The sequence below is a fragment of the Geopsychrobacter electrodiphilus DSM 16401 genome (genome assembly GCF_000384395.1).
Classification (GTDB): Bacteria; Desulfobacterota; Desulfuromonadia; order Desulfuromonadales; family Geopsychrobacteraceae; genus Geopsychrobacter; species Geopsychrobacter electrodiphilus.
In genome coordinates, this window is sequence record NZ_ARWE01000001.1 from 12,453 (window position 1) to 38,799 (window position 26,347).

The window sequence follows — 26,347 nt, forward strand, 5'->3', positions numbered from 1 at the left end:
CGGCGGCGATGCGAAGATTCGGCCTCCCACCGCAATATTAGGTTTTGTTTTGGGGGGGAATACACCTGCCTATTCAGTCCGCTTGATTTGCTTGTTATCAGGTTATTTTTTCTTGTCCTTCACATACATACCACTATTATCTTTTTTAATTTCTATTTCAAATAATTCACTAGCTCTTATGAGATCGCTAAGCTTTAAGTACCCATAGTTTACTGAAGAAAATGAGCTATTATTTGAAATATAACTACCCACTTGGCCTAAATGTGACCAGCCATCGTCGCCTGCTGTTTGTTCTACTGCTGTTCTTAGAAGGGTTACAAGCTCGGTATCACCACGAAGTTCATTTCGTGATTTTTTTGATTTATTACTGCCATTGTTCTTTTTTTCATCCAAGGACTTAGCTAAATTTTCGGTATAAATAAACTGAGAGCAGGCATTAACAAAAGGAAGTGGGGTTTTCTTTTCTCCAAAACCGAATACGGTAAATCCACTTTCGAGTAAACGCATTACTAATGGAGTGAAATCGCTATCGCTGGTCATTAGTGCAAAGGCGTCAACAGTTTTACTGTACAGCAAGTCCATTGCATCAATAATCATTGCAGAGTCAGTAGCATTTTTTCCGGTGGTGTACGCAAATTGCTGAAGCGGGCGTATAGCATTTGGATGTAATTTTTCGATCCACCCGGACAGGTGTTCGCTCTTCCAGTCACCGTGTGCATGACGCACAGTGACTTTCCCATATTTTGCGATTTCCTCTAGAACGCCTTCAATGGAGTTGTAGCTGACATTGTCGCAATCTATTAGCAATGCAATGCGTTGCGTATTATCCATCGCCTCCTCCAATTCATTCTTGCTTTTAATGGTTCGTGATAAGCGGCGGCGACGCGAAAATTCGACCACCATCGCAATTTTAGGTTTTACTTTTCAATTTTGCACAGACGCATTTTCCATCCGGTTGATTAAGGTGTTAGCTGTCATTTCTTTTTTGATTATTTATTAAACTATAGCGCCTGCTCTGTATTTTTTTGTTGGGTCGTGACCGGTTCGAAAAGCCTGATTGAAGCTCTTGGCAGGTCTTTTAGCGGTTGCCATTTCGTATCAAATGCCGATTCATCGACAATTTGCATTCGGTTGAGGGAGTCGAAGACTCGCTCTCCTGTAAAGTCGATCACGGCATTCATCTTCCTTGAAGTTACATCTACTAGGAGGGTGCCGAGATAGTGTATTTTTCCTGATGCTGCAAACAGGCGATATCCAGGGTAGGTAAATCCATTTACCCGCCAATATTTACCCCTGTCGCGCATAAACATCGGTTGTCCGACCGGACCCATTCCGCCAAACAGCACAGCGATTTCATAGTCCCCTTCCGGGAGCATCCAAGAGAACGTACCGTTAGAGTCGACCTTGGGGGTTTCGTAATACTGGCCGTTTGTTACTCGAAACAAACGCATGAGGGGTCTGTTGAAAAGGTTGTATTTTAATACTTCCCCATCGACGACAAACTGAACTTTTCCAGTCACAACGCCCTTGTCGGTAGGTGAAACTTTGGTTGCATCAATAGATCGGATGGTTCCGACATTTAAGCTGCACCCCGTGAACAACAACAAAGTCAATGGTACACATAGAAGACTCTTAATAAATCTCATACGGAATATCCATACGCAGCTAACGGTCGTGATAAGGGGCGGCAACGCGAACTTGCGTAACCACCCGCAATTTTAGATGTTGCTTTTTGGGAAGCGCACAGCTATTTTCCGTCCGCTTGATTGCATGGTTAGCCCTCACACAAATTTACCAATAATAGAACTGTAGTGTAGCAACCCCGTTTGGCGTGAACAGCCATGCAAACGCTCCGCAATTCAACAATACTGTTACCCAAAATACAGAGCGAAATGATTGTTTCTTGGATTTGTGACGCAACTTTTGCTGGGCGATGAGGGCACCTGGCCAACCTCCTGCTAATGACAGTAGGTGTAGGGTACTTTCTTCAGCTCGCCACGCCCCATTCTTGGCGGCCGATTTATCTAATGCGTAAATGATAAAGGTTAGTAGGCTAAGAACCATGTATAGCCCGAGAATGTAAGGCGGAATTTTGGATGAGAGAACAGAGATTCCAACAACGATGAGAAATAAAACAGCAACAACGATTGAAAGGGAACCGCTCTTCCGTTTTGTTTTCTCGGGGCGTCGATCACCAGGTAATGTGGCTTCTACAGCGCATGGTCTGCCTTGTTTGTCGGAAGAGAGTGCGTAAGTTACTATCTGACCAATCGCCGGACGTTGATTGCGGTTGCGGAATTCTTTGATATGAACAAAAATTCGTTTTCCGCCAGAAATAGGCGTAATAAATCCAAATCCCTTTGCTTCATTCCAAGAAGTTATTTTTCCTTTAGTTCGCATGTTTTTTCTATTTCTGGGCTAACGGTGATAATAAGCGGCGGCGACGCGACGGTTCGGCCCAGTAGCGGCCTATTCGGGAATCACACGTTTATTTCCGTCCGCTTGATGACGTGGTTAGATTTTGATCTTAATGTATAAAATTATTTATCAATATAAATACAAACAATCCAAAAATTACTGAAAATATATAAAACACGAAACCGATAACTTTTGTTGCTTTTCCGGTAATTACCTTACTTCCTATCAGTACCACCTCATTTTCTCTGAATGCTTTTCTTGCAGCATTAAAGCTACCGATTGAAGCCCAAGAAAATAGACCTATAAATAATATATATGGCAGCAGGAATACTAAGACTGTCATAAGACCTACCTTCTTGATTTATAAAATCTAACGGTTCATGATAACCGGCGGCGACGCGAAGTTCAGGTCACCACCGCAATTTGGATTTTGCTTTTCAATATACCGCAGACGTATTTTCCGTCCGGTTGATTGGGTTGTTATGCGTTTTTGACCACTTACCTTATTTTGTAATACGAAAAGGCAATTTCCCCATTATGCCAACTTTCGTATTGATTTTGATCAATTTGGTAAACGTCATAGCACCGTTCTTTGCCTTCAAAGGAGGTCTTCCAGATTACGCATGTTTGATCGTTTATGAATCGATGGGTTCCTGTGTCTATGCCTGATTTGATTCCATCGTTCCAGTAGAGTTCGCGAGTGCCGTTCTGAAATGCGACAACCATGAAATTGAAACCAATGCCTGGTTCTTTGGACACACCAGCGAGGACTTCGTACCCTTGAATTCTTTTGGTAAGTTGCTCACCGGTTAATTTGATTTTTTCATCTGCTTCGGCGGTGACCACAGAAATTGACAAAACGGCCAACACAAATAGAATACAAAATTTCATTTATCATCCCCCTTGGTTGGTATTCGATCTTTTAAATTTTTACGCATAACGGTTCGCGATAAGCGGTGGCGACGTGAAGAAACGGCCTACTACCGCAATTTGATTTTGTTTTTCGGGAAGCGCCCAGCCCCATTCCATCCGCTTGATTTGCTGGTTAGCACTCAATTTCTGCAAATAACTCATCAAGTAACGGATCCATAAAATCACGATAATAGTGATTGAATGCTTTTCCGGGAAGTTTGCCTCTATGTGTAAAGTTGGCTTCAGTGCTAAGCGGTACTGGGTACCGACCAATCCACTGAATACACACGGTTGAAAATGCCAATAACTCACGGGTGTCAGCATTTTCGTTTTGCTTGATAACACCGGCGACCTCAGCCAATTTTTCAAGATTATGTGTGTCGATTTGGGTATTACCGAGTTTTTTAATTTGTGCGCTGACAAATTCGCCAGTTCCATCAATAGTTGCAATTATTGATGTGGATTTTGGATCATTTTTTATAATGATGCCTTTCAATAAACATTCCGCGCATAATGAGTAAAAAAACTGACAATTTCGCAAAATGTTTACAGCGCTATCGAATTTATCTTCATCTTGTTTACGTGTTTCTTTGTCAATTGATTTCAGAAGCTCGGAAGTAAATATTTCCCATAAAGCATCAGCAGATTGACGAAGAGATTTCGCTTTTTTGCACCATGCTTTTGGGTCAGTTGCGGTATTGATAAATTCTTCAGTTTTCATAATTTATTTCTGGATGCTAGACAATATGGTTCACACCTAAAGAAGTGACCTGTCTCCTTGTTAACGTGGATTGCGTGTCAGACACGTAGAGCCACATGCTTAGCTATGCGCTTAAGCAACCTATCAAAGGAGACAGGTCATGGAAAATTTTAGCACAGCTTTCGTCGGCTTGGACGTCCACAAAAATTCTATCGATATCGCCATTGCCGAATTTGGTCGTACTGGCGAGGTTCGGCATTACGGTGCTGTCGGCGGCGATCTCGATGCTCTCGGCAAAGCGGTGCGCAAGCTGCGCTCGCGTCATTCCACTCTCCACTTTGCCTACGAAGCTGGCCCCTGTGGCTATGAGGTTTATCGCTACCTGCATGGACAAGGTCTCGACTGCGTGGTGATTGCCCCATCGCTGATTCCGAGGCGTCCCGGAGATCGTATCAAGACCGATCGTCGTGATGCCCTGCAACTTGCGCGTCTTCATCGCTCTGGGGAATTAACCCCGATCTATGTGCCGCATCCTGAGGATGAAGCGATTCGCGACCTGGTTCGCTGTCGTGAGGATGCCCGGATTGCCCGGCATAAATCTCGCCAGCAGTTGAAAGCGCTGCTGTTGCGCAACGGTATCCGCTACGAGGGTAAGTCCTCCTGGATTCCGGCCCACCTGCGCTGGTTGTCTGAACTGCGTTTGCCGCAACCAGCCCAGCAGATCGCCTTCCAAGAGTATCTCGATGCCACGAGCAACGCTCAAGAGCGGGTCGAGCGACTAGAGAGACAGATCAGTGTCCAGATCGATTCCTGGCGGATGAAACCGTTGATCGCTGCCTACCAGTCATTGCGCGGAGTGCAGTTGGTGGTGGCTGCTACCGTAGCTGCTGAATTGGGTGACCTGCGCCGCTTCGACAATCCCCGCCAACTGTCGGCCTATGTCGGTCTGGTCCCGAGTGAGCATTCCAGCGGGGCCAGTACAAGACGTGGAGGCATCACCAAAACCGGCAACGTCCATGTGCGTCGTATATTGGTCGAAGCCGCTTGGGCCTATCGCCTGCCGCCACGGGTGTCGCGCATCATCCGCTTGCGGCAGGAGAACCTGCCATCGGCGATCAACGAGATTTCCTGGCAGGCGCAACTGCGTCTCTGTGGGCGTTATCGGCGGCTTATGGCGTCCGGCAAGTGCAAGCAACAAACGGTCACCGCCATTGCTCGTGAACTTTTGGGCTACCTCTGGGCCATCGCGAAGGAGGTCAGGGTCGGCTAAGTAGTGTTATGACAACCTACATCCCCACTGGCATGGGGCGAGGTGCAGCCACGGTCAGGAGAACCCTCGGGAACCGTTATGGGCGCGACAGAAAAGGTCGAAATGCCCGATCCTAGAGTGAGGCAGCTCCGTGACGTAATACGGTCAGGTGGTAACCAACCCACGAATATCAGCAGGATCAACCGTCGCAAAGACGGCTCCACCTCGCTTCATGCCTTCGGGGATGTGCATAAAAGTAAAAGAGCAAAGCCAAGGGAGCAGTGTGCCTACTTGACAGATGTAAACCATATCAACGGTTTGAGATAAGCGGCGACGACGAACTGTTTACGCTAACACCACAATTTGATTTTGTTTTTCGTGAAGCACCCAGCTATTTTCCGTCCGCTTGATTTTCTGGTTAGCTGCGGTTTTTATTATTGTTGTGCATTACTGAGAATGCTTCTTTGTTAATTCTTTTATTCTCAATAAGGGTTACAAGCCCAGCGAAATTGAAACCTGCAACAGGAGCTAGAAGTTGTCCTCTGAGTCCACCAATCAGCCCGTTTATGTAGCTGAAATTTGTTTCATACGCAGACTGAAATGCAAGACAATCTGTAACATTAACCGTAGCAATAAGATCTGGTAATAGATTTGGGTCGTTTTTTTCAATGTAAGGAATGAATACCCACATTTTGTCGGTGGTAGCTGTAAAAGCATCAATTGCTAACTGAAGGCTTTTGGCTGCACCCCAGGTACTCATAAGAAACGAAATATGCTTGCTGGAGAGGCGGTGACAGTTGATTGATAATGCACTAAGCCTTTCTCGTGTTGATACAAATTTGGGAAGGTTCTCCATTATATGTTGAGCGTTAAATATTGTATTAGGAGTCTCCCCATTTTTTTGAATGTTATTTATTGAATCAATCACAGTCTCGATAAAAATATTTGTGTTTGTGAGAAGACCACATGCTTCTGCAAAAAATTCCTCAATTTCACCAGCAGCCGATATTTTTATTTGAGCATTTAACTGTTGTTTCCAGTTTGCTGTTGCTGTGTGAAACGCAAATAAAAATCCAAGAATAGTTAATAATGATGATGTTATAGCTATTTTATAATCGGTTGAAATATTGGCCAGCCAATCTATCAGTTCTTGTGGCGTAAACGGAGTTACTACACTATTTGAAAAAAGAAAAAAGTATATTGATGCAGACAATATGAGGACACCAATGAGGGTTGAGGTAAGAAACCTCCAGAAGTAACCTGAGATGACCAATACATAGAAAAGCCTGGTGGACAACCATGGTGGTATTTTAAATATAAGGTGCAATTCAGGGCTCCTAAATTTTTGGGCAGCTAACGGTTCGTGATAACCGGCGGCGGCGTGAAGGTTCGGCCCCCACCGCAATTTTAGATTTTTCTTTTTTGGCCAAAAACAGACGTGTTTTCCGTCCGGTTGATTAGTTTGTTAGGTTAATTTTGTTTGTTGCCTCAACCAGGGCTATTTGTAATACGCCTCCCAATTGGCATAATAACCTGTCAAATTCGCCGCACAGTTTTAGAATTTCAACTGGCTGTAAATTGAAGACTATTCTCAGTTGCTCATCTAGTTCGTTGTGACGATGGGCTGAGCATACAATTCTTATGTCTTTAAGTTGATGGTGATTTTCTTTTTTGAACTTATTTATTTCTTTTATTACTGGGTTTATTTCTTCCAATATTTGTTCTTCTGGAAACATCTTGAGAACCGATTCCCGAAATTCTTTATTTATTATTTTGGGCAGATCCTGTGATGCTTCATAGAGAATTACAGCTGCATGGCGTGCGTAAAATCTTTTTTGCCACATGTCGGGTTCGAACATGAGTTTTTCGCCAATGATTGCAAGGTCGAAAGAGCAAACATTTATATACCCAGATACGTTCCAAATTTTTTCTACGTCTGGGAGGGAAAGTTTCTCAGCTGTTTCTCGTCCACTCGCGATTACTTGGAGAGTTTTTTCAAGAGTTTCAAGTTTCCCCTTCCAGTCTTTCTTTAGCTTAGCTGCGTTTTGGTTGATTAGAGCATAAAGTTCATCTGCTTCGGTTGAATCAGGTCCGTATATTTTTTTCAGATCGAGCTTAATCGTCATTTTATTTTATAAACCTAACGGTTGAAATAAGCGGTGGTGACGTGCCCTGTGTGACCCACAGAGCTATTCGTGAACCGCACATGTATTTTCCATCCGCTTGATTGGATGGTTAGCAGGCTTTTTAGAATTACGCTGCCACTTCATAAGTGTATAAATTTTCACAATTTCTGAAATGAGGAATAGAAGGATCGCGGCAACAGGCGGCAGAAAATCTAAACGGCCCAGGATGACGAATGCGAAATAAATTGATGGTGTAACCATGACTACGCGAAATGGTGTTTGGCAATAAGCCATCCAAGCACCACTGGGTTTTCTTAAAACAAGCAGGATGCCTGAGAGCGGTATTGAGATGAAAAGGGCTAGACTTATGAAAGTAATTGCGGCAAATGACCACGAGCCGCCTAGAGTGTTCTCTATGTTTATCAATGCTTCTATCAAATTGGTGTAATAAGGAATTCCACCTTTCAAAGTAGAAGAAACTGCGTATATGACAAAAAATGTCAAATCGCAAACACCCCAAAAAACAACTGTTTTTTCAATTGGTTTCATTCAAGTTTTGCCTGCTAACGGTTCGCGATAAGCGGTGGCGACGCGAGGTGATGGCCTAACACCGCAATTTGATTTTATTTGTGGGGAGCACCTAGCCCCATTCCATCCGCTTGATTTGCTTGTTAGATCGCTCTTTTGTTTGCTTTTGCCCAGTCAGCGTGCAATTGAAAAAAGAGTCCAACCACCACCAAGGATACGAATACAACCGCAGAAAAAACATATAGATTTATGCCTTTTGGCAGGTTGTAAATAAAAACCGCAAATAAACAGATATCGATCAGTTGTAGAAAAAAGAAAAAGCCCCATTTGCCGTCAGGGTTCCTCTGAACTGCAGACCCTCCTGTGCCACCGAAGGCTCGCTTCAGTTCGAAGAAATATTTTTCTTTGAATGTATTTGGTTCAATATCCATTTGGCGATCTAACGGTTTGAGATAAGCGGTGGCGACGCGAAGGTTCAGCCTACTACCGCAATTTGGTTTTGTTTTTTGGGAAGCACCCAGCCCCATTCCATCCGCTTGATCAGCTTGTTATACGTAATTATTTCAAACCAAGTCGTTCAAACTCTTGGTTTACAAATTCAATTTTAAAACCAATGCCAATACCTGAATTGGCATTAGCTTCGATAACCTGTGACATTGCCCCAAACCCTTGAGCCATCATGTTTGCGAACCCACCAAAATCGATACCCATGATTTGAACAGAGCCACGATTCGCTATGCCTGCACATTGCTGAGAAAGTTGAGATACTTGCAGTCCTAACTGCTGGAGTGATTGCCCGCCAAGAAAACGCCGCTGTGTCACAATACCAATAATTCCGCCGGTATTAACGTCTACGATGGGTCCGCCAGAGTTGCCACCATTTACAGAACCATCTATATAGAAAGCATGATCGTTAACAGGCCCAGAAATAATTGCTTCATGAACTAATAAGTCATGTATGCCATGAGGAAACCCTGCAAAGGCTATTCGTTCACCACGACTTGTTGATTGATTTGGTTTCGGAAGCAATACATTACGACCAGCAGGTAAGGGACCCCGGATCTCCAAAATAGCAAAGTCATACTGACTTTTATCGGAGTGGCTCAGAAGTTTAGTTTGAAATTGTTGCCCACCTTCAGTTACGGCAATAATTGGTTGGCCTGCAACTAAATGTGCCTCAATAACATGATGGTTAGTAATAACGATGGCATCACTTCGGAAACTAAAGCCACTTCCTGAGCTTTGACCACATACTATTCTAAAGATTGAATCTGCAAGTCTTTGGTGCATATCAATTCCTTTTCTACGTATAACGATCGTGATAAGCGGCGGCGACAAAATTGTTCGACTTACTACCGCAATTTGATTTTGTTTTCGGACAGCACCAAGCTATTTTCCGTCCGCTTGATTGCATTGTTATGCATGGTTATTGTTTAGTTAGATGCCAACCTGACTGATGAGGGCACTCATAAATTTCTAAATGTATTCCCTTTTGTCTCATTATTATTTTAGCTCTGTTCTTTGCGCCATCTTTGGATAAATAAAGTTCTTTAGAATTCCCCTTACTGTCGGCACAATATTTACATGTTACGCTCGGAGTATGATTTGATTTTGGACTCAAATGAAAGTTACCGCATTGTTCACATTTATAAGGAACCTGTTCACCGTATGAAAGGCTCAGTTCTATCGCTGCGTCCTCTGCATGCATTAAATTAGAGTAAGAGACCCTCTTTTTACCAGTTTGCTTATTAATGCAATTGTCCCGGTTTTCTTCCCAAGTTTTTAGTTTTTTATAAATTGATTTATGATCTCTATTTTTATTGAAATATTCTTCGTGTCTGTCTAATATTGAGAATTCATCATCATTTGGGTTTTCAAAATCTACAAATTCCTGTTCTTCTATTATTTTAAGCGCAACGGGAATTAACTCGTTGAGTCTTTGCCCATTCTTGATTAGCTCAAAAACCTCGTCGCTAGCCATACCTCTATATCTCATAATTTTGTCCTGTAATTATTGTTGATGCATAACGGTTTGAGATAAGCGGTGGCGACGCGAAGAAACGACCTACTACCGCAATTTGATTTTGTTTTTCGGGAAGCACCCAACTATTTTCCATCCGCTTCATTTTCTTGTTAGGCAGCCTTTTTAAACATTAGATAGAATGCCAATATTTGGTTTCAGGGTAAGGCCTAGCTCTCGTGCAATTGCCCAGTAAAGGGCGGTGTCAGCTGCAACAATTGGGCGTTGGATCTTGGCTTCTAGTTCAGAAATAATGCCGAGAGTTCTAGCTCCTGCTCCTGTTACTACAATTGCTTCCGCGCTGGAAGCAGCCCCAGCAGAAAAAGTGATCGAATTGCTTGTCAGTTCATTTGTCATGGACCAGCCAAAATCTTCTATTTTTGTTTCTGGGCCAGCAACTCCTTGGTCTGAAAGCGACGAAACATGCACCACGTCAAAACCACACAGATTCATAAAATATGAGAAGCCGTCACGCCAAATATTGTCGTAATACGTACAATTTACAGCTACCTTACTTACGCCTAGCGCCCTTAGAGCGTCAACCATGGCTAAGCTAGTCATGAGGGCAGGGATTTCAGCAGCATTTATTATTGACTCATTTCTGTAACGTGCCTCTGCTTCTGACTGAACACAAGCCCAAGCAAATGGGCTACCAACCTGAGCAATGAGGTCGCAACCAATGGCCTTTATACTTCTTGCACATAAATTGAGTTCATTCTGAGTGTTTGCAATAGTCTCCAGCCGATAGTCAAATTCTGGAAGAAGAAGAGGTGCTTGCTGAGTTAGCACACATTCTTCAACCACTGTGGGGAACTCGGAAGGTGCCGGATCAAACCAAGCTGGTGGGCTAATAAAACCAATTTTTGGTTTGCTGTTCATATTTCAGATGCCTAACGGTCGTGATAAGCGGTGGCGACGCGAACTTGCGTGACCTACCGAAATTTTAGGCTTTGTTTTTCGGGGAGCACCCCGCCATTTTCCATCCGCTTGATTGCCTGGTTGTATTGCTGTTTCTACAGCGACGATCTGATTCAATTCTGACAGGATTGGGTTGAATACTTTTGATGCCTTTGACTGAAATTGCCTCTATTCAGCGTTTCAATTCGACACCTCAAATTCAGTCGGGCATATTCTGCTTCGGCAACCACTTCTGCTTGTTGATGCCTTTAATTCATTTTGCAATACAACGGTTCATGATAAGCGGTGGCGACGCGAACTTGCGTGACTTACCGCAATTTTAGATTTTGTTTTCGAGGAGCACCCAGCCCCATTCCATCCGCTTGATTTTTTTGTTAGGGATTTTTTAGTAGTTGGTCACTTTGAAAAAGAAGAATTAATTCTTCATAACTCAATGGTTCTTCGCTGGCTACATTTTCATGGTAATTTCTAAGCCAAGCACTCTTCTCCTTCAGTCGAGCGTCTGTCTCTGCCGCAATCTCTAAATTGATGACAGTTTGATTGTGCTTTGAAAAATATTTTGCAGAGCCTTCATCTTCATATATTATTTGATCCATTCCTTTTAGATAGTCTATGAAATATTCTCCATCTTTGTCTTGCGATACAAACCTTCTGTGATGATGCAGCCAAGAATCTTTATGTTCAGTATCTTTGAATATGTCCTTGTCGATAATAATTCTGGATGTTTTAGCTATTTTAGACTCTATATCGTAAGCACGATTGAGGGCCGGCCCAAAAAGAGTGTTTTTTTCCGCGTAGATTTCACCACAAGTCAAAGCGCCGCGTACGAGGACCCCTTGCTCTGCGAGACTGCCTTGTGCATACGCCAGCAGGAAAACTTCTGTACTCAGATCCCCTTCCCTTAAAAATAAGTCCGAGTCAGGGTCAACAAAGCGAGCACGTACTATTGAATCAGAAAACATCAAAACTCTTAAATCGCCAGGATTTGTTGTGTCTCCAAAACCACCAAGCTTATCTTTCGTGTGATAGTGGAATTTGGACAAAGATTCATAGACTTCCTCTGGGGGTGACTTATGGACTAACTGGCGAAATCCCAATATGTCTAGAAATGTGAAAATTGCTTTTTTATACATGGTCCCTAACGGTTCATGATAACCGGCGGCGGCGAAATGCTCGAACACCACCGCAATTTCAGATTTTGCTTTTCAATTTAGTGCAGACGTATTTTCCGTCCGGTTGATTGGTTTGTTAGGTGCATTTATTCGTTTGCTTAACGCCGAGCGTTTCTTCTTTCTTTTGCAAGTTCAATTCGTTTTTGTTCTGTATAAATTCGTTCAAGGAGAACAAAGGTGAAATCAAGGATGTCGGCAGCGTCTTCTTCGCCTAAAGTGCCATCGTGTGCACCGTCGTTTCCATTGTCTTTTATGCATGTTGATAGTTCGCGAAGAGCCTCAGGGAGTAGCCCATTGTCAAAAAGCCAGGGCAGCCTCAAGCCAAGATTTCTTCTGGTGCTTCGATTCAGGCCTTCAACTTCTTCTACGGGGAGCATGTCTTTTGTTGCAAGGTCTATACAGAGCCTAAACATTGTTGCTGCTGCATTGTGGCAGGCGATTGCCATGCATGCTGCTCCCTCTCGGAAAGCTGCTTCAATTTGTTTAGGAAGGTGTTCTGGTGGCTGTTCTGCGGCAATGTCTTTGAGGGATATGTGGCCTTCAATTTTGACAATTTGATTGACTGCCCTACTGTAGCTTGAAAGACCATTTTTGATTTCCACCTTATCGTTTATGTCTCTTTGGCTTAAGACGAAAATAGTAGACCTGTTGCAGGCCCGACATACACAAAAAGCTTCAAACCAGTATTGCCATTTATATTTGACGTATAGAGGAATGTCTGTGAGCAGGTCAAAGGTAATTTCTTTGGCTTTGCACCGGGGACAAGTAGCTACTATTTCTGACACGAAACACCCTCCTTTGATTTTGCACCTAACGGTCGTGATAAGCGGTGGCGACGCGAACTTGCGTGACCTACCGACATTTTAGATTTTGTTTTTCGGGAAGCACCCAGCCCCATTCCATCCGCTTGATTGCATGGTTAGCTCTTTTTGAATATTGGTTTATTGAAATAGTCAGCAATGGAACTTCGACCCTCAATCACTGATTTGCAAATTGATTCCATTTCCTTGATTACCGTTTCTACGCGTGGATTGATTGGGTCTTCCTCCACTGAATTTGCCCAGAAAATGGCCTCTTGTTCTTCTACTCTCTTTTGATGGGCTGCCCGTTTCTCTGCAGTTATGAAGTGTTCTGTTGCCCACCACCTTGATAAATGTCGAGCTGAGTTCATAATTTCGTTGGTGATCTGCCTTAGGTCTTCAAATGGTTTTGCTTCATCTCTTCCAATTTGTGCCATAAATCTGTAACGCAAGGCATGTATTTTATTGAAAAGTTCTTGATATTGCTTATATCTGTAAAAAACTACGTTGGCATTTTTCCTGGCTTCCCAAGATGCCTTAGATTCCTTAGGCCCTTGTTCTATTTCTTCCTTTTCACTTGGGTATGAAAAAGGGTGCCTTAGGTAGGTAATGGCATCAGAAGCCTCATAAAAAGATGCCAAGGTATCTTCGGCTAACTCAATTTTTCTTTTCTCCATATGCTCTTTACGCCAAGCATTGATCCCAGATATAGCAACCCAAATACCTATGAGAATAGAAATGCTATGGAGTGCATCAGACCAATTCATGATGATTCTTTCTGAGAGCTAACGGTTGTGATAAGCGGTGGCAACGCGAACTTGCGTGTACCACTAAATTATTCGTAAACAACAACGCTATATTCCATCCGCTTCATTATATGGTTAGCAATATTCTTTAGTTCAGACGTAATTTGACCGCGTTTGTTTTCATTTCTTTCATTGGCTTTTCAAGTGCTTTTTTGCACCTTGGGATTGCCATGTAGCTTTCGAAATCAACACCTTTTTCGTACTGCTTAAATGTATTGTCTTTTGCAATTTCATTCATGGTGCAAAAGCACATAGTTGTTGCCAAATTATCCATGACTGGGGTTATGGCAACCATTTCATTTTTCAATTTTTCCAGATCTTGTTTTGCTTCAATTCCTTTTTTTTCATAAGCCTTAACTTGTGGATAAACAATCGACTCGCGACAATTTTCTACAGACTTATAGAAATTCATGTAATCCCAACCGCTTTTATATTCTGCAGAGTATGAAATTGAGAAGAAGGAACAAATCAATAGAACTACTAAAGCTGAAATCCTGATCACTTTTGTTCTCCTAAGTTAATTTAAAATGCTAACGGTAGTGATAAGCGGTGGCGACGCGAACTTGCGTGTACCACTGAATTATTCGTGAACAGCAAAGATATATTCCATCCGCTTCATTATATGGTTAGCTGTTTTTATACCTACTTACTTAGACATTTCTGGCAAATATAGTTCTTTGATGGTTTCTTAAATAAAATATAAATACTTAGGCAAACAACGAAGGTAAAGCCAACAACAGAAGGTTCATAAACGCCAGTTATAAAGATCAAAATGAGGGGTGCGATTGTTAATGTTGCCCACGCAATATTTTCATTTTTGATTTTCTCTTCCTGATGACCACATCTGGTGCAATTGATTTTTGCCATTATTCATTCTCGACAGCTAACGGTACATGATAACCGGCGGCGACGCGAACTTGCGTGACCTACCGCAATTTGGTTTTGCTTTTCAATTTAAAGCAGACGTATTTTCCGTCCGCGTTGATTTAGTTGTTATGTTGCATTTGTATTTTTTATTAGCTCTAGGATGTGCCACAAACAGTACGCTATCCCACCAGCTACTAACGTTCGAAGCTGCAAATGTCCGCACTTGCCAGCTTCGTCTGAATGTAACTTCTCTGCATTACTTACGATCTTTATTGCTTCTGCTTTTTCTATAGAATTGTTCGGTTGGTCAGGGTGAGTTCCATTTTCTAACTGAATTAGGCCAATACTTGAGTACAGTGTCATCGTGGTCCGTTGTCTATTTCTGCAACCGAACCAAAAGCTTAGACCCCAAAGAAACACCGCAATTCCGACGACGCTCATTGACCATGACAATTTCATGCCTGTAGTCGTTTTTATTGCGAATGCGATGGCTGCTGCGGAAACGGCAAGAAGGAAATAAGTGTATTTATGCTGTTCTTCTCTATGTCGTCTCTTCACTTCTAGTAATTCTTCACGTCTGTCCATATTTTCTTTCTTGAAACATAACAGGGATTAGGCGGTTACCAGAATATCGAATATACGGTAACCGGATATCGGTTGAAAATCTCAATAAATACAGTATCTTATTTTTACTGTATTTATAACCACATTTTACACTTGGAGGGGGGCATGTCGACATCTGTGGGGGATATCATCCTCAACGCTCAATTCTGGCAGTCATACGAAAACTGTCTCATCAAAAACGGTATCAAATCTCAACATATTCGCTGGTACGTTAACTGGTGCCAGCAGTTTGTCAAATTCATCGGCAAGCGCCCTTTGCTGGAGTGTCAGCCTGAACATGTTTCCGCCTTTTTGGATAATTTGCGTTTGAACTCTGCGGTTCTGGATTGGCAGTACTCTCAGGCCCGGGTAGCTCTGTGGCATCTGTTTCGTGATCATCTTAAAATTTCCTGGGCTGATGATACGGTCGTTCCGCAATCTGCTGTGACGATTAAAGGGGTTGAGCTGAGCTCGCCTTTGTCGGAGAGCCACCAGGCGACACTGGATAAATTGCGTAGCACCTTGATTGGGCGGCAGTATGCCAAACGCACCCAAGTTGCTTATCTGGATTGGGCCACCAGGTTTTTGCGGCATTATTCGCAGCGCAAAATTATTGATCTGGATGCAATTTCGGTTAAAGCCTATCTGACCTATCTGGCCGAAGAGCATAAGGTCGCGGTTAATACCCAGAAGCAGGCCCTGAATGCGTTGGTCTTTCTTTTTCAGCAAGCGGAAGGGCGTGAACTGGGCGACTTTTCAGATTTTTCTCGTGCTAAAAAACCGATCAAGGTTCCGGTTGTGCTTTCCCGTGCCGAGATGTCTGCTCTGTTAGGGCGGCTGGAACCCCCCTTTTCGCTGCTGGGCGGACTGCTCTACGGCTCGGGGTTGCGTCTGCTTGAAGCGGTTCGTCTGCGGATCAAGGATGTTGATTTTGCTAATAACCAGCTGGTTGTGCGTGACGGCAAGGGGCGTAAGGATCGGGTCACGGTGCTGCCGGCGATGTGTCTTGATCCCTTGAAAAATCAGATTGCCGAGGCGCGGCGCATTCATACCAACGACCTCAAGCGCGGCTACGGCGAGGTGTGGTTGCCCTCAGCCTTGCGCAAGAAGTATCCGGGCGCGGGTACGGACTGGCGTTGGCAGTATATCTTTGTGGCGACCAGAGTCAGCGTTGACCCGGAAAATGGCTTGATCCGGCGCCATCATTTTGATGCGTCTGCGGTGCAGCGTGCCATCAAACTTGCGGCGCGGCAATGCGGATTAAGCAAACCTGTCACCCCGCATACCCTGCGTCATTCCTTCGCAACCCATCTAGTAGGAGGCTATCGGACTATCCGTGAATCGACTGCAAAATCAGCTGATCGGCCCAGATTCCCGACAAATTTCGACAAATAGCCCTGCTATTCGCTCTCAATTTCTCGAAAATCTGGTCTCGAACATCCGCTTTTTCGTTTCGATCCAGATAGTCAGACAGACTCCTCGGAAGCGGTTCGGATATCCGCACGGTGCAGGAGTTACTCGGGCACAGCGACGTGTCAACAACCATGATTTATACCCATGTGCTGAACCGTCCGGGGTTGGCAGTGACAAGTCCGATCGATAAATTGTAAAAGAACATGGTGAGGCGTGAGGGTTGGGCGGGGGAGTTTACCCCCTTGATGAAACATAAAAAGCCGTCGGGGTGATTGTTGCAATCACTGGAACGGCTTAGATTGATATCATGTGGTTTTCCCCCTTGGAAGTACCCGTTTATAGCAAATTCTGTGGTATCTCTCTAGCTTTATTCTCATTAGGGGGTGAAAATTGTCGAGAGCGCGCGAGTTGGGAAGGGAATCTATGAACTACTGGTTGATGAAGTCGGAGCCCGAGGCGTTCAGTATTGATGATCTGGCGCAGCGCCCTGAGCAGACCGAGCACTGGGACGGGGTGCGTAACTATCAGGCGCGCAACATGATGCGCGATGAGATGAGGCTGGGGGATCAGGTCTTGTTTTATCATTCCAACTGCAAGCCGCCGGGGATCGTCGGCATCGCGCAGGTGCTGCGTGAGGGCTATCCCGATTTCACGGCGTTTGATCCGCGCGACAAGCATTTCGATGAAAAGAGCGATCCGCAACAGCCGCGCTGGTTCATGGTCGATGTGCAGCTGGTGCGCAAGCTTAAGCGCCTGATCAGCCTGGAGGAATTGAGGCTGCATGAACAACTGGAAGGGATGAAAATCCTGCAGCGCGGCAACCGCTTGTCGATCACGCCGGTGAGCAGAGCGCATTGGGAATTTATTCTGGGGCTGGAGGGCGAGAATTCTGTCTGACAGGCTTCTAAGGAGGCCGGGGTTAGAAGTCGATCTTGCCGCGCAGGGTCTTGGTCTGGCCATGCTTGGTCTTGCTGTCGAGGCGCCGGGTGCGGGCGCCCTTGCCGGGTTTGGTCGGGCGGCGTTTTTTGGGAACATGGCTCACTTTTTTGATCATCTCTTCTAGGCGCAACAGGGCATCGGCGCGGTTTTTCTCGAAACTGCGGTAATTTTGGGCCTTGATCACCACCACCCCGTCGCCGGTCACGCGCCGGTCATTCAACTGCAGCAGCCGCTGCTTGATCTCATCTTTTAGTGAAGACGCAGGGATGTCGAAGAACAGGGTCACCGCGCTGGAGACCTTGTTGACGTTCTGACCACCTGCACCCTGGGCGCGGATGGCGACAATGCGGATTTCATTTTCGGGGATCATGCTGTTATCACCAGAACTTTCCAAATCTTATCTCACCCCAGGGCCGCGAAGTCGCAGCGCGAAAGCACTCAACTGACTCGCCCTTTGGAGAGAGCAGACGAAAAGAGCGTTCTCCGCGTCTTTGCGCCTTACGTTGACCAAACTATAGCCCAGTTTCAGGCAAAAGCCCATTTCTCTCCCCGCCCGGCACAGAATCCAACCCGACATCTTGACCTTCAACCAATTGATATCACGGGAATTAACGCAGACATCTGCCCCAATTTCACCCGATGTCTAATGCTTTGAGCAAAAACTCCGAGTAGGCTGTGAATCACAGGCAAACGAAGAAAGTACCTTACTCGAACAGCAGGAGGAACATATGCGCAACTTACTCTTTTTACTGATTCTGGTTTCCATCGGGCTGACAACTCCGGCACTGGCAGACGGTCGACGTGGCGATCGCCAGCACAATGAGCAGCGGGTCGAGCACAATGCCCGGGAATACGCCCGGCATGATCGCGGCACACGGCATGGTCAATTTCAGCAGCGGATGAACCATCTGCGTCGGGATCTGCGTCAAGAACGCCGGGTCAATCGCCGCCTTGTGCGCCGGGTCGTGCGCCGGGACCTGCGGCAAGAACGCCGGGTCAATCGCCGCCTTGAGCGCCGGGTCGTGCGCCGTGAACTGCGGCATGAGCGCCATGACTGGCGTCGTCCTCTGCCTGTTGTGACCTATCATCAGGCTTACCGGCCGCGGATTTTTTCCAACCTGGTAGTCCGGATCCCGCTGTTCTGGTAAACTGAAACTATCAAAGTTGTTGTTGCTATGGGCCGTCTCTGTCGAGGCGGCCCTTCTTGATCATTGGAAGAAAATTAATGCGCAAGGAGACCCGACAGACCCCCAATTGCCGTTATACTTAAAGGCGAACCAATGGAAATCTTGCCTGCTCTGGAGGTGACCATGGCACAGAAAACCAAACGTAAAGATGATGGCTCCCTGGCGTTCCATCTGCAGTCCGTGAAAGACGGGTCGCGCAGATATGAGAACGTTTTTCAGTCTGTGGCCCGCATGATTCTGGCCGACGAAATCAAGAAGGTGGTGGTCAACGGCCGCACCACCTACGATTTTATGCTGTTTCGACAGGGCGCCAAGCATGCGATCGGCATGTTTGATGAGCTGAACAGCTTCGTCAGTTTCGTCAAGGACGCGGCCGAAGGCGGCAGCTCCAAGGAGATGGCCTTCGTGCTGGTCGGTGAGCCGGGGAACGGCAAGACCTTCTTTGTCGAGTATCTCTGCAGCTGTTACCGTCATTTTTTGAGTCAGGACGGCAATCGCAAGTACAGCTTCCGTTTCACCGGTCTTGAGAACATCGGGACTTATGGCAAAATCGACAAGGTCGAATCCCAGACCTATGAAGACCCGATGATTCTGGCGATGAATCTGGGGGAAACCGTTGAAGAGAGCCGCAAGCTGCTGGTTGATCAGTTCGGCTTCAAGGGGCCGGATCTCGACAAGCTGTGGGAGAACTACCGACCCTTAGGCGCCTGCAGCAGCTACATCCTCAACGACCTGCGCGGTTTCCACGCGGGCAATCTGACCAACCTGCTCAAGACGATTCAGATCTTTCCGGTGCCGCTCTCCGAAACCCTCGGCACCGTGACCGGCAAGTATGCGGCCAAGGACAAGATCACCTCAAGCGCCGTCGATTTGCTCGGGGAGGAATCGATCCAGCGGCTCCTGCATATCAGCGACACCAACAACCCCTACCGCTTCGACCTGCGCCGCGGCGCCCTGGCGCGGGTGGCCGGGGGCGGCATCCACTTCTCCGATGAAATCTACAAGAACAAGAAAGATCTGGTGCAGGTCTATCTGGGGGTGATCCAGAACCGCATGATCGAGATCGACGGCTACAAGTGGCCCATCGACACTCTGATTATCGCGACCAGCAACAATTCAGAGTTCAATCGCTTCCTCTCCGAGAAAGAGGAGGCGCCGATCATCGACCGCTGCCGGGTCTGCTATGTGTCGCACAACACCAACTACCGGCTGCAGGCGCAGCTGACCGATTATGCTATCGGCAGCGAGGCCAAAACCACCCTCACCCACCAGCTGCTGCATCAGGACCCGAACCTCAACTACGCCGCCTCGGTCGCCGCGGTGCTGACCCGCCTGGCGCGCTCGGAGAAGCTGACCCCGATCGAGACCATGAAGCTCGCCGCCGGTGAGGTGGCGGGGGAGAAGAGCATCAAGACCCTCTCCGAAGTGATCGACACCCTCAACCAGGAAGCCGATATCACCAAGCGTTTCGGCCAGAAAGGGATGGGGCAGCGCAACCTGGGGCGGGCGATTCAGCTGCTGGTCGAGAGCAGCGAGACCAACGAGGGGCAGTGCATGTTCGCCTGCGATATCTTCGGCACCCTCGAGCGGGTGGTGCTCGATTATGTCACCGACGCCAACGACCGCGCCAAGTACCAGGAGGATATCAAGCTGGCGCGCAGTCTGTACCGCGAGCGGGTGATGACCGAGATGTTCAACGCCTACATGGACGAACCGCAGGCGATCCGCAAGGACGTGATGAACTACGTCAACATGATCATCGGCATCGACGCTGAAAACCTCGGCCCCGACAAGATGTGGAAGTATCGTGATCCGCAGACGGGTGAACTCAAGGCGCTCAAGATCGATCAGCGCTTTATCCAGAGCGTCGAGGAGCGGCTCGGCCTGAAGACCGAAGAGCAGCGTGAAACCTTCCGCACCTCGGTGCGGAAAATCTACGGCCAGAAGATCTCCCTCGATGCCGAGTACGACTTTATGGACAACTTTGAACTGGTGAAGGCGGTCACCGATGTGCGCCTCAAGAGCGATATCGCCGGCGCCGGCTCGCTGGTCGGCGCGCTGGCCAACCGCACCAACGAGGAGAACCAGAAACTCTACGACCGCATGATCGAGACCATGCTCGGCCAGCTCGGCTACTGTCGCACCTGCGCGCAGAAGACGATCGAGTATTTCTGCACCCAGGAGGATGAAAGTTAAATTCCGTCCCTGATTCAATCCGGGAGGATTTATGACGCGTAAGGAACTCTATCAACGTCTGAAGGCCGCGGGTCTTACGGCGCGGCAAGAGCAGATTATCGCTGCCGAGATGGAGGATTATGCCAGCCACGAGCCGCCTCCAGCCCGGACCAGCCCCGTCCCCTTGAACGACCTCTACAGCCTGAATGATCTGGGCTGCCTGCAGAATCTGACCCTCAACCTCACCACCTTTAACCTGCGCACCCTCGACCAGCTGCTTGAACGCGACAAGCTGCGCGAAGTCGATGGCTTTCCGCGCAAGATCCGCATCGGGCGCATGGTGCGTCCGGGGCGCAGCGCCGATGGCAAGGTCGTGGTGGTACCGACCACCGTTGAGGAGAAGTTCATCCACGATAACCGCTTCAACCAGCAGCAGGAGGGGGAAGGGAGCGGCGGGGGCAGCGGTGCGGGGGAAGAGGGCGAGGTGATCGGCGAGCAGCCGGTGCGGCCGCAGGGAGAAGGGGAAGGAAGCGGGGCCGGCAAGGGGAAGGGGGCCGACCATGAAATGGAGTCGAGCGCCTATGATCTGGGCCGAATCCTGACCGAAAAATTTCAACTGCCGAATCTGAAGGATAAGGGCAAAAAACGCTCCCTGACCCGCTACACCTATGATCTGACCGATAAGAACCGTGGCTTCGGCCAGGTGCTCGATAAAAAGGCCACCCTCAAACAGGTGCTGCAGACCAACATCGGGCTCGGCAATCTTGACACGAGCGGTGAGATCGACACCACCCGACTGCTGATCGCTCCGCGCGACAAGGTTTACCGCATCCTCTCGCGCGAAAAGGATTATGAATCACAGGCGCTGGTCTTCTTTGTGCGCGACTATTCCGGGTCGATGGCCGGTAAAGCGACCGAGCTGATCGTGACCCAGCATGTGCTGATCTACAGCTGGCTGCTCTACCAGTACTCCGGCCAGGTCGAGACCCGTTTTATCCTGCATGACACCGAGGCCAAGGAGGTTGAGAATTTTCACACTTATTACAATTCACGCGTCGCCGGGGGTACCCAGGTGGCCGCCGCCTACCGGATGGTCAATGAACTGGTCCAGCAGGATTCCCTCGATCGCGATTACAACATCTATATTTTTCATGGCACAGACGGCGACGACTGGGATCGCGAGGGGCGCGATACCCTGCCCGAGCTGAAGAAAATGCTCGGTTACGCCTCACGCGTCGGGATCACCATCGCCGAGCATTCGTACGGTGCGAGCGGCAACACCGAAGTTCAGACCTACCTGAAAAAATCAGGTCTGCTTGAACAGGCTCACGACATGCTGCGAGTCGATAACATGGCGGAAGATGAGGGTGAAGATCGGATTATCGAAGGGATTCGTCGCTTGATATCTGAGTAGGCGTGAGGTGTGAGGTGTGAGGTGTGAGGCGTGAGGTGCGAGGTGCGAGGTGCGAGGTGCGAGGCGCGAGGCGTGAGGCGTGAGGCGTGAGGCGTGAGGCGTGAGGCGTGAGGTTTATACCGAACTTGGAACGTGGAACATCGAACTTGGAACGGGGTTAAACAATGGAGCTGATCAGCCAGCAAACCAAAAAAATCATGGAAGGATGCAAGGTGCGTGCGCGCGAGGCGGGCCTGCAGTTTGAGGATGAGACCCTCGAATATGTGGTGACCAATCGCGATATGCTCGAGCTGATGCCGAAAAACATGATTCCGACCCTTTATGACTACTGGGTGCACGATGTCGAGGTGCTGCGCGAGAAGGGGAAATACGAACTCTACCCCGGCAACCCCTATGAAACAGTCATCAACACCCGGCCGGCGATCTCTTTTTATAATGACAACAACCCCGACTGGCTCAACGTGATGATCTTTTATCATGTGCTGGCGCATATCGATTTTTTTCAGAACAACCTCTACTTCCGGCATACCTGGGATTACGACCTGGCGGGGCAGGCGCTGGCCGACAAACGCCTGATCGCAAGGCTGCGCAGCGAACACGGGCGCTGGGTCGACTACGTTATCGAGTTTGCGCGCGGCATCGACAATCTGGTCGGCTATCATGCCGAGCTCTCCAGGCTGCACCGCGCAACCGAGGGTTGCAGCAGGCGGCTCGATTACTTCTTTGACGTCTTTCTGCAGCAGGTGCGCCCGGTTTCGACCAGCGAATATGTTAACCAGATAGAAGCCTATAACCAGGCCTGTCGTGATGCCGGCAAGCTGGGGGAACAGAACTTCTTTTCCAACGTCGTGCGGACCTTCCCCGAATTTGAAGCGGCCTTCGACAGGCATGAAAACGACAAGGTGGTGACGAGTCCTGACCTGCTGCAGTTTCTGATCGATCATTCTCCGATGCTGGCCAAAGAGGAGAATCTCTGGATGAAGTCGGTGTTGCAGATCGTGCGTTCGACCTCGATCTACTTTCAGCCGCAGATCCGTACCAAGATCATGAACGAAGGCTGGGCCAGTTACTGGCATGAAACCCTCTTTCTGCAGGATGATCGGATCAGCGGCAACGAAATCGCCTTCGCGCGGGTCAACGCCGGGGTGACGGCGATGCCGCGCGTCGGACTGAACCCTTACGCGCTGGGGATGAGGCTGTTCTATTTCATCGAAGAAGCGGCCGATCGCGGTTGCTATCATTATGCCTATCGACGGCTGAAAAACATGGAGCAGAAGCGTCGGTTTGATCGCAAGACGGGCAGCGGCCGCGACACCCTCTTTGAGGTGCGTGAGAACTTCTGTGACTTCACCTTCATCAACAGCTTCGTCGATCAGGATTTTATCGACCACAATCGGTTGTTTGTGGCCGGGCGGCGGCTGGATGAACAACGCATGGTCTGGCAGTATTACGTTAAAAGTCGCCACGCCGACGATTATCGCCAGATGCTCTTCGACAGCCTTTACCATCCGCCTGAAATCAAACTTGCCGCCGAAAAAGCCAAGGACGGTGAGCTCTACCTGAATCACGTTATTGAGGGGAAACCGCTGGTGCAGGAGTATATCGCCAACACCATGCTCGGCATCGAATACCTCTGGGGCGGTCCGGTCTGCCTGGAAACCAGCGAGGCCGAAGTGAAAGCCGGGGATGGTCAGGATGAACCCCCGCAGACCCTCAGCTGGAAAAGGGTGTGTTACCGCATGGCCGAGCGTCACCTGGAGCGTACAGTTCTCTGAGCAGAATTGAGGGCCCATGAACAATATAAAATCAGCACTCAGTCATTTTTCGCGCCAGCAGGGGCGCCAGGTCCGCAGTGGCCCACTCGACTTCGCGGCCTTCCTGCAGAAGGTGAGCGATGATCCGGAAAAGGGGATTCGTAATATCTTTCAGGTGTTTCATGACATGGTGGAACACCTGGTCGGCGCGCCGGTGGATGAATATGCCGGGGATCCGGAATCGATCAACTATGTCTATCATGACACCACTCGCCTGTTTGTCGAAGGCGCCGACTCCCCCTTCTTCGCCGATCGTCTCTTCTCCAACCGCCTGATACAGCTGGCCGAAAACTTTCGCCACGGCTCTCTGCAGAATAAGATCTATATCTTTAGCGGTCCCCACGGCAGCGGCAAGAGCACCTTTCTGGATAACCTGCTGGCCAAGCTTGAAGAGTACGCTAATTCGGCAGAAGGCTGCACCTTTGAGGCGCTCTGGCGGCTCGATCGCAGATTGCTCGGGACCTTCAGCGAGCAGGACAGCGGTATGTTTCTCAACCGTCTGGCCGGTCTGCTCGATGAATATGAATTTAAGCAGAGCGAGCTGATCGACGCCCAGCAGTTGATGCAGGGGGTCGATGAATATATTGAGATCCCCTGCCCCAGCCATGACAGTCCGCTGCTGATGATCCCCAAGGAGTACCGTCGCGAATTTATCGACGATCTGTTCAAGAATGATCAGGCCAAGTGGAAGCTCTTCACCGAAAAGCAGTATGACTGGTTGTTCAATGAGCAACCCTGCACCATCTGCAGCTCTCTTTATCAGGCGTTGCTCGAACGGCTGAAATCGCCGGTCAAGGCGCTCGAAATGCTCTTCGCGCGGCCCTATCATTTTAATCGCCGGCTGGGGGAAGGGATCAGCGTTTACAACCCCGGCGATCGCATCCTCAAGGAGAACGTCCTCGACAACAGCATGTTGCAGAACCGAATGAACCTTATGCTGCGCGACAGTAATCTGGTGCGCTATCTGTATTCCAATTTTGCCAAGACCAACAACGGGGTCTACGCCCTGATGGATATCAAGGGACACAACGTCGAGCGCTTGCACGAACTGCACAACATCATCAGCGAGGGGGTGCACAAGGTTGAATATATCGAGGAGCACGTTAATTCGCTGTTCCTGGCCTTGATGAACCCCGAAGATCGAGCGCGCCTGGATGAAATCCCGTCGCTGATCGATCGGGTCGAGCTGATCAATATCCCCTATGTGCTCGATCTGCGCACCGAGGTCGAGATCTATCGCAACGCCTTTGGCCGTCATATCGACGCGAGTTTCCTGCCGCGTGTCATGCATAATTTTGCGCGGATTATTATTTCGACGCGTCTGGCCAAAGAGTCGCCGGCGATGCTGGAATGGATCGGTTCTGTCGATAAGTACCAGCGTTACTGTGATGATCATCTCCATCTGCTGAAAATGGAAATCTATACCGGCAATATTCCCGAATGGTTGAATGAGGATGACCGCAAAAAACTGACCGCCAGGCGGCGGCGGCAGATTATTGCCGAGTCGGAGAGCGAAGGGGTCAGCGGTTTTTCAGGGCGGGATTCGATCCGTATCTTCCGCGAACTCTATAGCAGTCTGGCGCGCGAAAACTCACTGATCGATATGAAGAGCCTGTGCCGCTTCTTCGAGAGCCGGCCTGAATGGCAGGCACTTATCCCCGAAGGGTTTATCGATTCTCTCTGTCGCATGTACAACTACACCATCATGCAGGAGGTGAAGGAGGCGCTCTACTACTACAACGAAGAGCAGATCGAAAAAGAGATTAAAAATTATCTGTTCGCGATCAATTTCGAAGCGGGCACCCAGGTGACATCCCCCTACACTGGTGACAAACTGCTGGTCGGCGATGAGCTCTTTGGCGCCCTGGAGCGCCGCCTTGTCAGTCCGGCTGCCGATCTTGCGACCCGCCTGCAGTTCCGCAAGGCCACTCAGAAACTGTATGCTTCCCAGGCGTTGACTCAGGAGCTGATCCTGGCCGGCAAGGCCTTGGAAGAGACCGAGCTTTATCACAGCCTGCATGAGCGCTATGTCCATTATCTCAAGGAGAAAGTTCTTGATCCGCTGCTTAAAAATGAAAACTTCCGCCGCGCGATCAAGGATTTTGAAGGAGAGAATTTCCGCACCTACGATCGCAAGGTGCGTGATGATGTGACCTTCCTGATAAACAACCTGTGCGAGCGCTTCAAATATACCGGGCTGGGGGCGCGCGAGGTCGCGCTTTACCTCATCGACAACAGGATTTCGGAGGAGTTTGCCGAGGAATAATCCGGGCCTGGGCAAAAAAA

General features: G+C 48.2%; 26 protein-coding genes and 1 pseudogene. 9 read left to right on the top strand and 18 right to left on the bottom strand.

Annotated elements, in window-relative coordinates:
- Positions 1 to 102: 102 nt before the first annotated feature.
- The 5 genes from D888_RS0100080 to D888_RS0100105 all read right to left on the bottom strand — a co-directional run bounded on the left by D888_RS0100080 (position 103) and on the right by D888_RS0100105 (position 4,051).
- On the bottom strand, positions 103 to 831 hold the full coding sequence (locus tag D888_RS0100080) for an NYN domain-containing protein (RefSeq protein WP_020674474.1): 729 nt from the start codon (positions 829 to 831) through the stop codon (positions 103 to 105).
- Between the two features lie 170 nt (positions 832 to 1,001).
- Positions 1,002 to 1,646, bottom strand: coding sequence for a hypothetical protein (locus D888_RS0100085; protein WP_020674475.1), 645 nt, complete (start codon positions 1,644 to 1,646; stop codon positions 1,002 to 1,004).
- Between the two features lie 145 nt (positions 1,647 to 1,791).
- Complete coding sequence (locus D888_RS0100090) at positions 1,792 to 2,400, bottom strand: DUF1294 domain-containing protein (protein ID WP_020674476.1); 609 nt, start codon at positions 2,398 to 2,400, stop codon at positions 1,792 to 1,794.
- 516 nt (positions 2,401 to 2,916) lie between these two features.
- Complete coding sequence (locus D888_RS0100100) at positions 2,917 to 3,309, bottom strand: hypothetical protein (RefSeq protein WP_020674478.1); 393 nt, start codon at positions 3,307 to 3,309, stop codon at positions 2,917 to 2,919.
- A gap of 154 nt (positions 3,310 to 3,463) precedes the next feature.
- Complete coding sequence (locus D888_RS0100105) at positions 3,464 to 4,051, bottom strand: hypothetical protein (RefSeq protein ID WP_020674479.1); 588 nt, start codon at positions 4,049 to 4,051, stop codon at positions 3,464 to 3,466.
- 139 nt (positions 4,052 to 4,190) lie between these two features.
- Between D888_RS0100105 and D888_RS0100110 the strand changes: the two genes are divergently transcribed.
- Positions 4,191 to 5,300 carry an IS110 family RNA-guided transposase gene (locus D888_RS0100110; protein ID WP_020674480.1) on the top strand — a complete coding sequence of 370 codons (1,110 nt, stop codon included), beginning with the start codon at positions 4,191 to 4,193 and terminating at the stop codon, positions 5,298 to 5,300.
- 397 nt (positions 5,301 to 5,697) lie between these two features.
- On the opposite strand, the gene D888_RS0100120 is transcribed toward D888_RS0100110, so the two are convergent.
- The 12 genes from D888_RS0100120 to D888_RS0100175 all read right to left on the bottom strand — a co-directional run bounded on the left by D888_RS0100120 (position 5,698) and on the right by D888_RS0100175 (position 15,101).
- Positions 5,698 to 6,492, bottom strand: coding sequence for a hypothetical protein (locus tag D888_RS0100120; protein ID WP_211215651.1), 795 nt, complete (start codon positions 6,490 to 6,492; stop codon positions 5,698 to 5,700).
- Between the two features lie 244 nt (positions 6,493 to 6,736).
- Positions 6,737 to 7,405 carry a hypothetical protein gene (locus D888_RS0100125; RefSeq protein ID WP_020674483.1) on the bottom strand — a complete coding sequence of 223 codons (669 nt, stop codon included), beginning with the start codon at positions 7,403 to 7,405 and terminating at the stop codon, positions 6,737 to 6,739.
- A 63-nt stretch (positions 7,406 to 7,468) separates the two neighbouring features.
- Entirely contained in the window at positions 7,469 to 7,954 is a 486-nt protein-coding gene (locus D888_RS0100130; protein ID WP_020674484.1) for a hypothetical protein, read from the bottom strand.
- A gap of 122 nt (positions 7,955 to 8,076) precedes the next feature.
- Positions 8,077 to 8,460: a hypothetical protein gene (locus D888_RS0100135; protein ID WP_020674485.1), complete on the bottom strand. Its 384-nt coding sequence runs from the start codon at positions 8,458 to 8,460 to the stop codon at positions 8,077 to 8,079.
- A gap of 31 nt (positions 8,461 to 8,491) precedes the next feature.
- The gene (locus D888_RS0100140) at positions 8,492 to 9,223 is read right to left on the bottom strand and encodes a S1 family peptidase (RefSeq protein WP_020674486.1); all 732 of its coding nucleotides are present in this window, start codon (positions 9,221 to 9,223) and stop codon (positions 8,492 to 8,494) included.
- Between the two features lie 136 nt (positions 9,224 to 9,359).
- Positions 9,360 to 9,929, bottom strand: a complete 570-nt coding sequence (locus D888_RS22725) for a hypothetical protein (protein ID WP_020674487.1) — start codon at positions 9,927 to 9,929, stop codon at positions 9,360 to 9,362.
- Between the two features lie 150 nt (positions 9,930 to 10,079).
- Positions 10,080 to 10,832 (bottom strand): aspartate racemase/maleate isomerase family protein, encoded by a 753-nt coding sequence (locus tag D888_RS0100150; protein ID WP_020674488.1) that lies wholly within the window; start codon positions 10,830 to 10,832, stop codon positions 10,080 to 10,082.
- A 413-nt stretch (positions 10,833 to 11,245) separates the two neighbouring features.
- On the bottom strand, positions 11,246 to 12,004 hold the full coding sequence (locus tag D888_RS0100155; protein WP_156826909.1) for a hypothetical protein: 759 nt from the start codon (positions 12,002 to 12,004) through the stop codon (positions 11,246 to 11,248).
- A 137-nt stretch (positions 12,005 to 12,141) separates the two neighbouring features.
- Positions 12,142 to 12,828, bottom strand: a complete 687-nt coding sequence (locus D888_RS0100160; protein WP_020674490.1) for a DUF4145 domain-containing protein — start codon at positions 12,826 to 12,828, stop codon at positions 12,142 to 12,144.
- A 134-nt stretch (positions 12,829 to 12,962) separates the two neighbouring features.
- Complete coding sequence (locus tag D888_RS0100165) at positions 12,963 to 13,610, bottom strand: hypothetical protein (protein ID WP_020674491.1); 648 nt, start codon at positions 13,608 to 13,610, stop codon at positions 12,963 to 12,965.
- A 127-nt stretch (positions 13,611 to 13,737) separates the two neighbouring features.
- Positions 13,738 to 14,151 carry a hypothetical protein gene (locus D888_RS0100170; RefSeq protein ID WP_156826910.1) on the bottom strand — a complete coding sequence of 138 codons (414 nt, stop codon included), beginning with the start codon at positions 14,149 to 14,151 and terminating at the stop codon, positions 13,738 to 13,740.
- Between the two features lie 491 nt (positions 14,152 to 14,642).
- Positions 14,643 to 15,101 carry a hypothetical protein gene (locus tag D888_RS0100175; RefSeq protein ID WP_020674493.1) on the bottom strand — a complete coding sequence of 153 codons (459 nt, stop codon included), beginning with the start codon at positions 15,099 to 15,101 and terminating at the stop codon, positions 14,643 to 14,645.
- A gap of 144 nt (positions 15,102 to 15,245) precedes the next feature.
- On the opposite strand from D888_RS0100175, the gene D888_RS20160 reads away from it, so the two are divergent.
- The 3 genes and pseudogenes from D888_RS20160 (at position 15,246) to D888_RS0100185 (ending at position 17,429) form a co-directional block, all read left to right on the top strand.
- Entirely contained in the window at positions 15,246 to 16,514 is a 1,269-nt protein-coding gene (locus D888_RS20160; RefSeq protein ID WP_020674494.1) for an integron integrase, read from the top strand.
- A gap of 89 nt (positions 16,515 to 16,603) precedes the next feature.
- A pseudogene (locus tag D888_RS23515) lies at positions 16,604 to 16,729 on the top strand (tyrosine-type recombinase/integrase); the annotation flags it as partial.
- Positions 16,730 to 16,955: 226 nt separating this feature from the next.
- Complete coding sequence (locus tag D888_RS0100185; RefSeq protein ID WP_020674495.1) at positions 16,956 to 17,429, top strand: EVE domain-containing protein; 474 nt, start codon at positions 16,956 to 16,958, stop codon at positions 17,427 to 17,429.
- Positions 17,430 to 17,451: 22 nt separating this feature from the next.
- On the opposite strand, the gene arfB is transcribed toward D888_RS0100185, so the two are convergent.
- Complete coding sequence (gene arfB, locus D888_RS0100190) at positions 17,452 to 17,841, bottom strand: alternative ribosome rescue aminoacyl-tRNA hydrolase ArfB (protein WP_020674496.1); 390 nt, start codon at positions 17,839 to 17,841, stop codon at positions 17,452 to 17,454.
- Positions 17,842 to 18,199: 358 nt separating this feature from the next.
- Between arfB and D888_RS0100195 the strand changes: the two genes are divergently transcribed.
- The 5 genes from D888_RS0100195 (at position 18,200) to D888_RS0100215 (ending at position 26,327) form a co-directional block, all read left to right on the top strand.
- A complete protein-coding gene (locus D888_RS0100195) occupies positions 18,200 to 18,619 on the top strand; it encodes a hypothetical protein (protein ID WP_020674497.1) in 420 nt (139 codons plus the stop codon).
- Between the two features lie 162 nt (positions 18,620 to 18,781).
- Complete coding sequence (locus D888_RS0100200; protein ID WP_033423270.1) at positions 18,782 to 20,854, top strand: serine protein kinase; 2,073 nt, start codon at positions 18,782 to 18,784, stop codon at positions 20,852 to 20,854.
- Between the two features lie 31 nt (positions 20,855 to 20,885).
- Entirely contained in the window at positions 20,886 to 22,247 is a 1,362-nt protein-coding gene (locus D888_RS0100205; protein WP_020674499.1) for a DUF444 family protein, read from the top strand.
- A 164-nt stretch (positions 22,248 to 22,411) separates the two neighbouring features.
- Entirely contained in the window at positions 22,412 to 24,022 is a 1,611-nt protein-coding gene (locus D888_RS0100210) for a SpoVR family protein (protein ID WP_020674500.1), read from the top strand.
- A 16-nt stretch (positions 24,023 to 24,038) separates the two neighbouring features.
- The gene (locus D888_RS0100215; protein WP_020674501.1) at positions 24,039 to 26,327 is read left to right on the top strand and encodes a serine protein kinase PrkA; all 2,289 of its coding nucleotides are present in this window, start codon (positions 24,039 to 24,041) and stop codon (positions 26,325 to 26,327) included.
- Positions 26,328 to 26,347 lie beyond the last annotated feature (20 nt).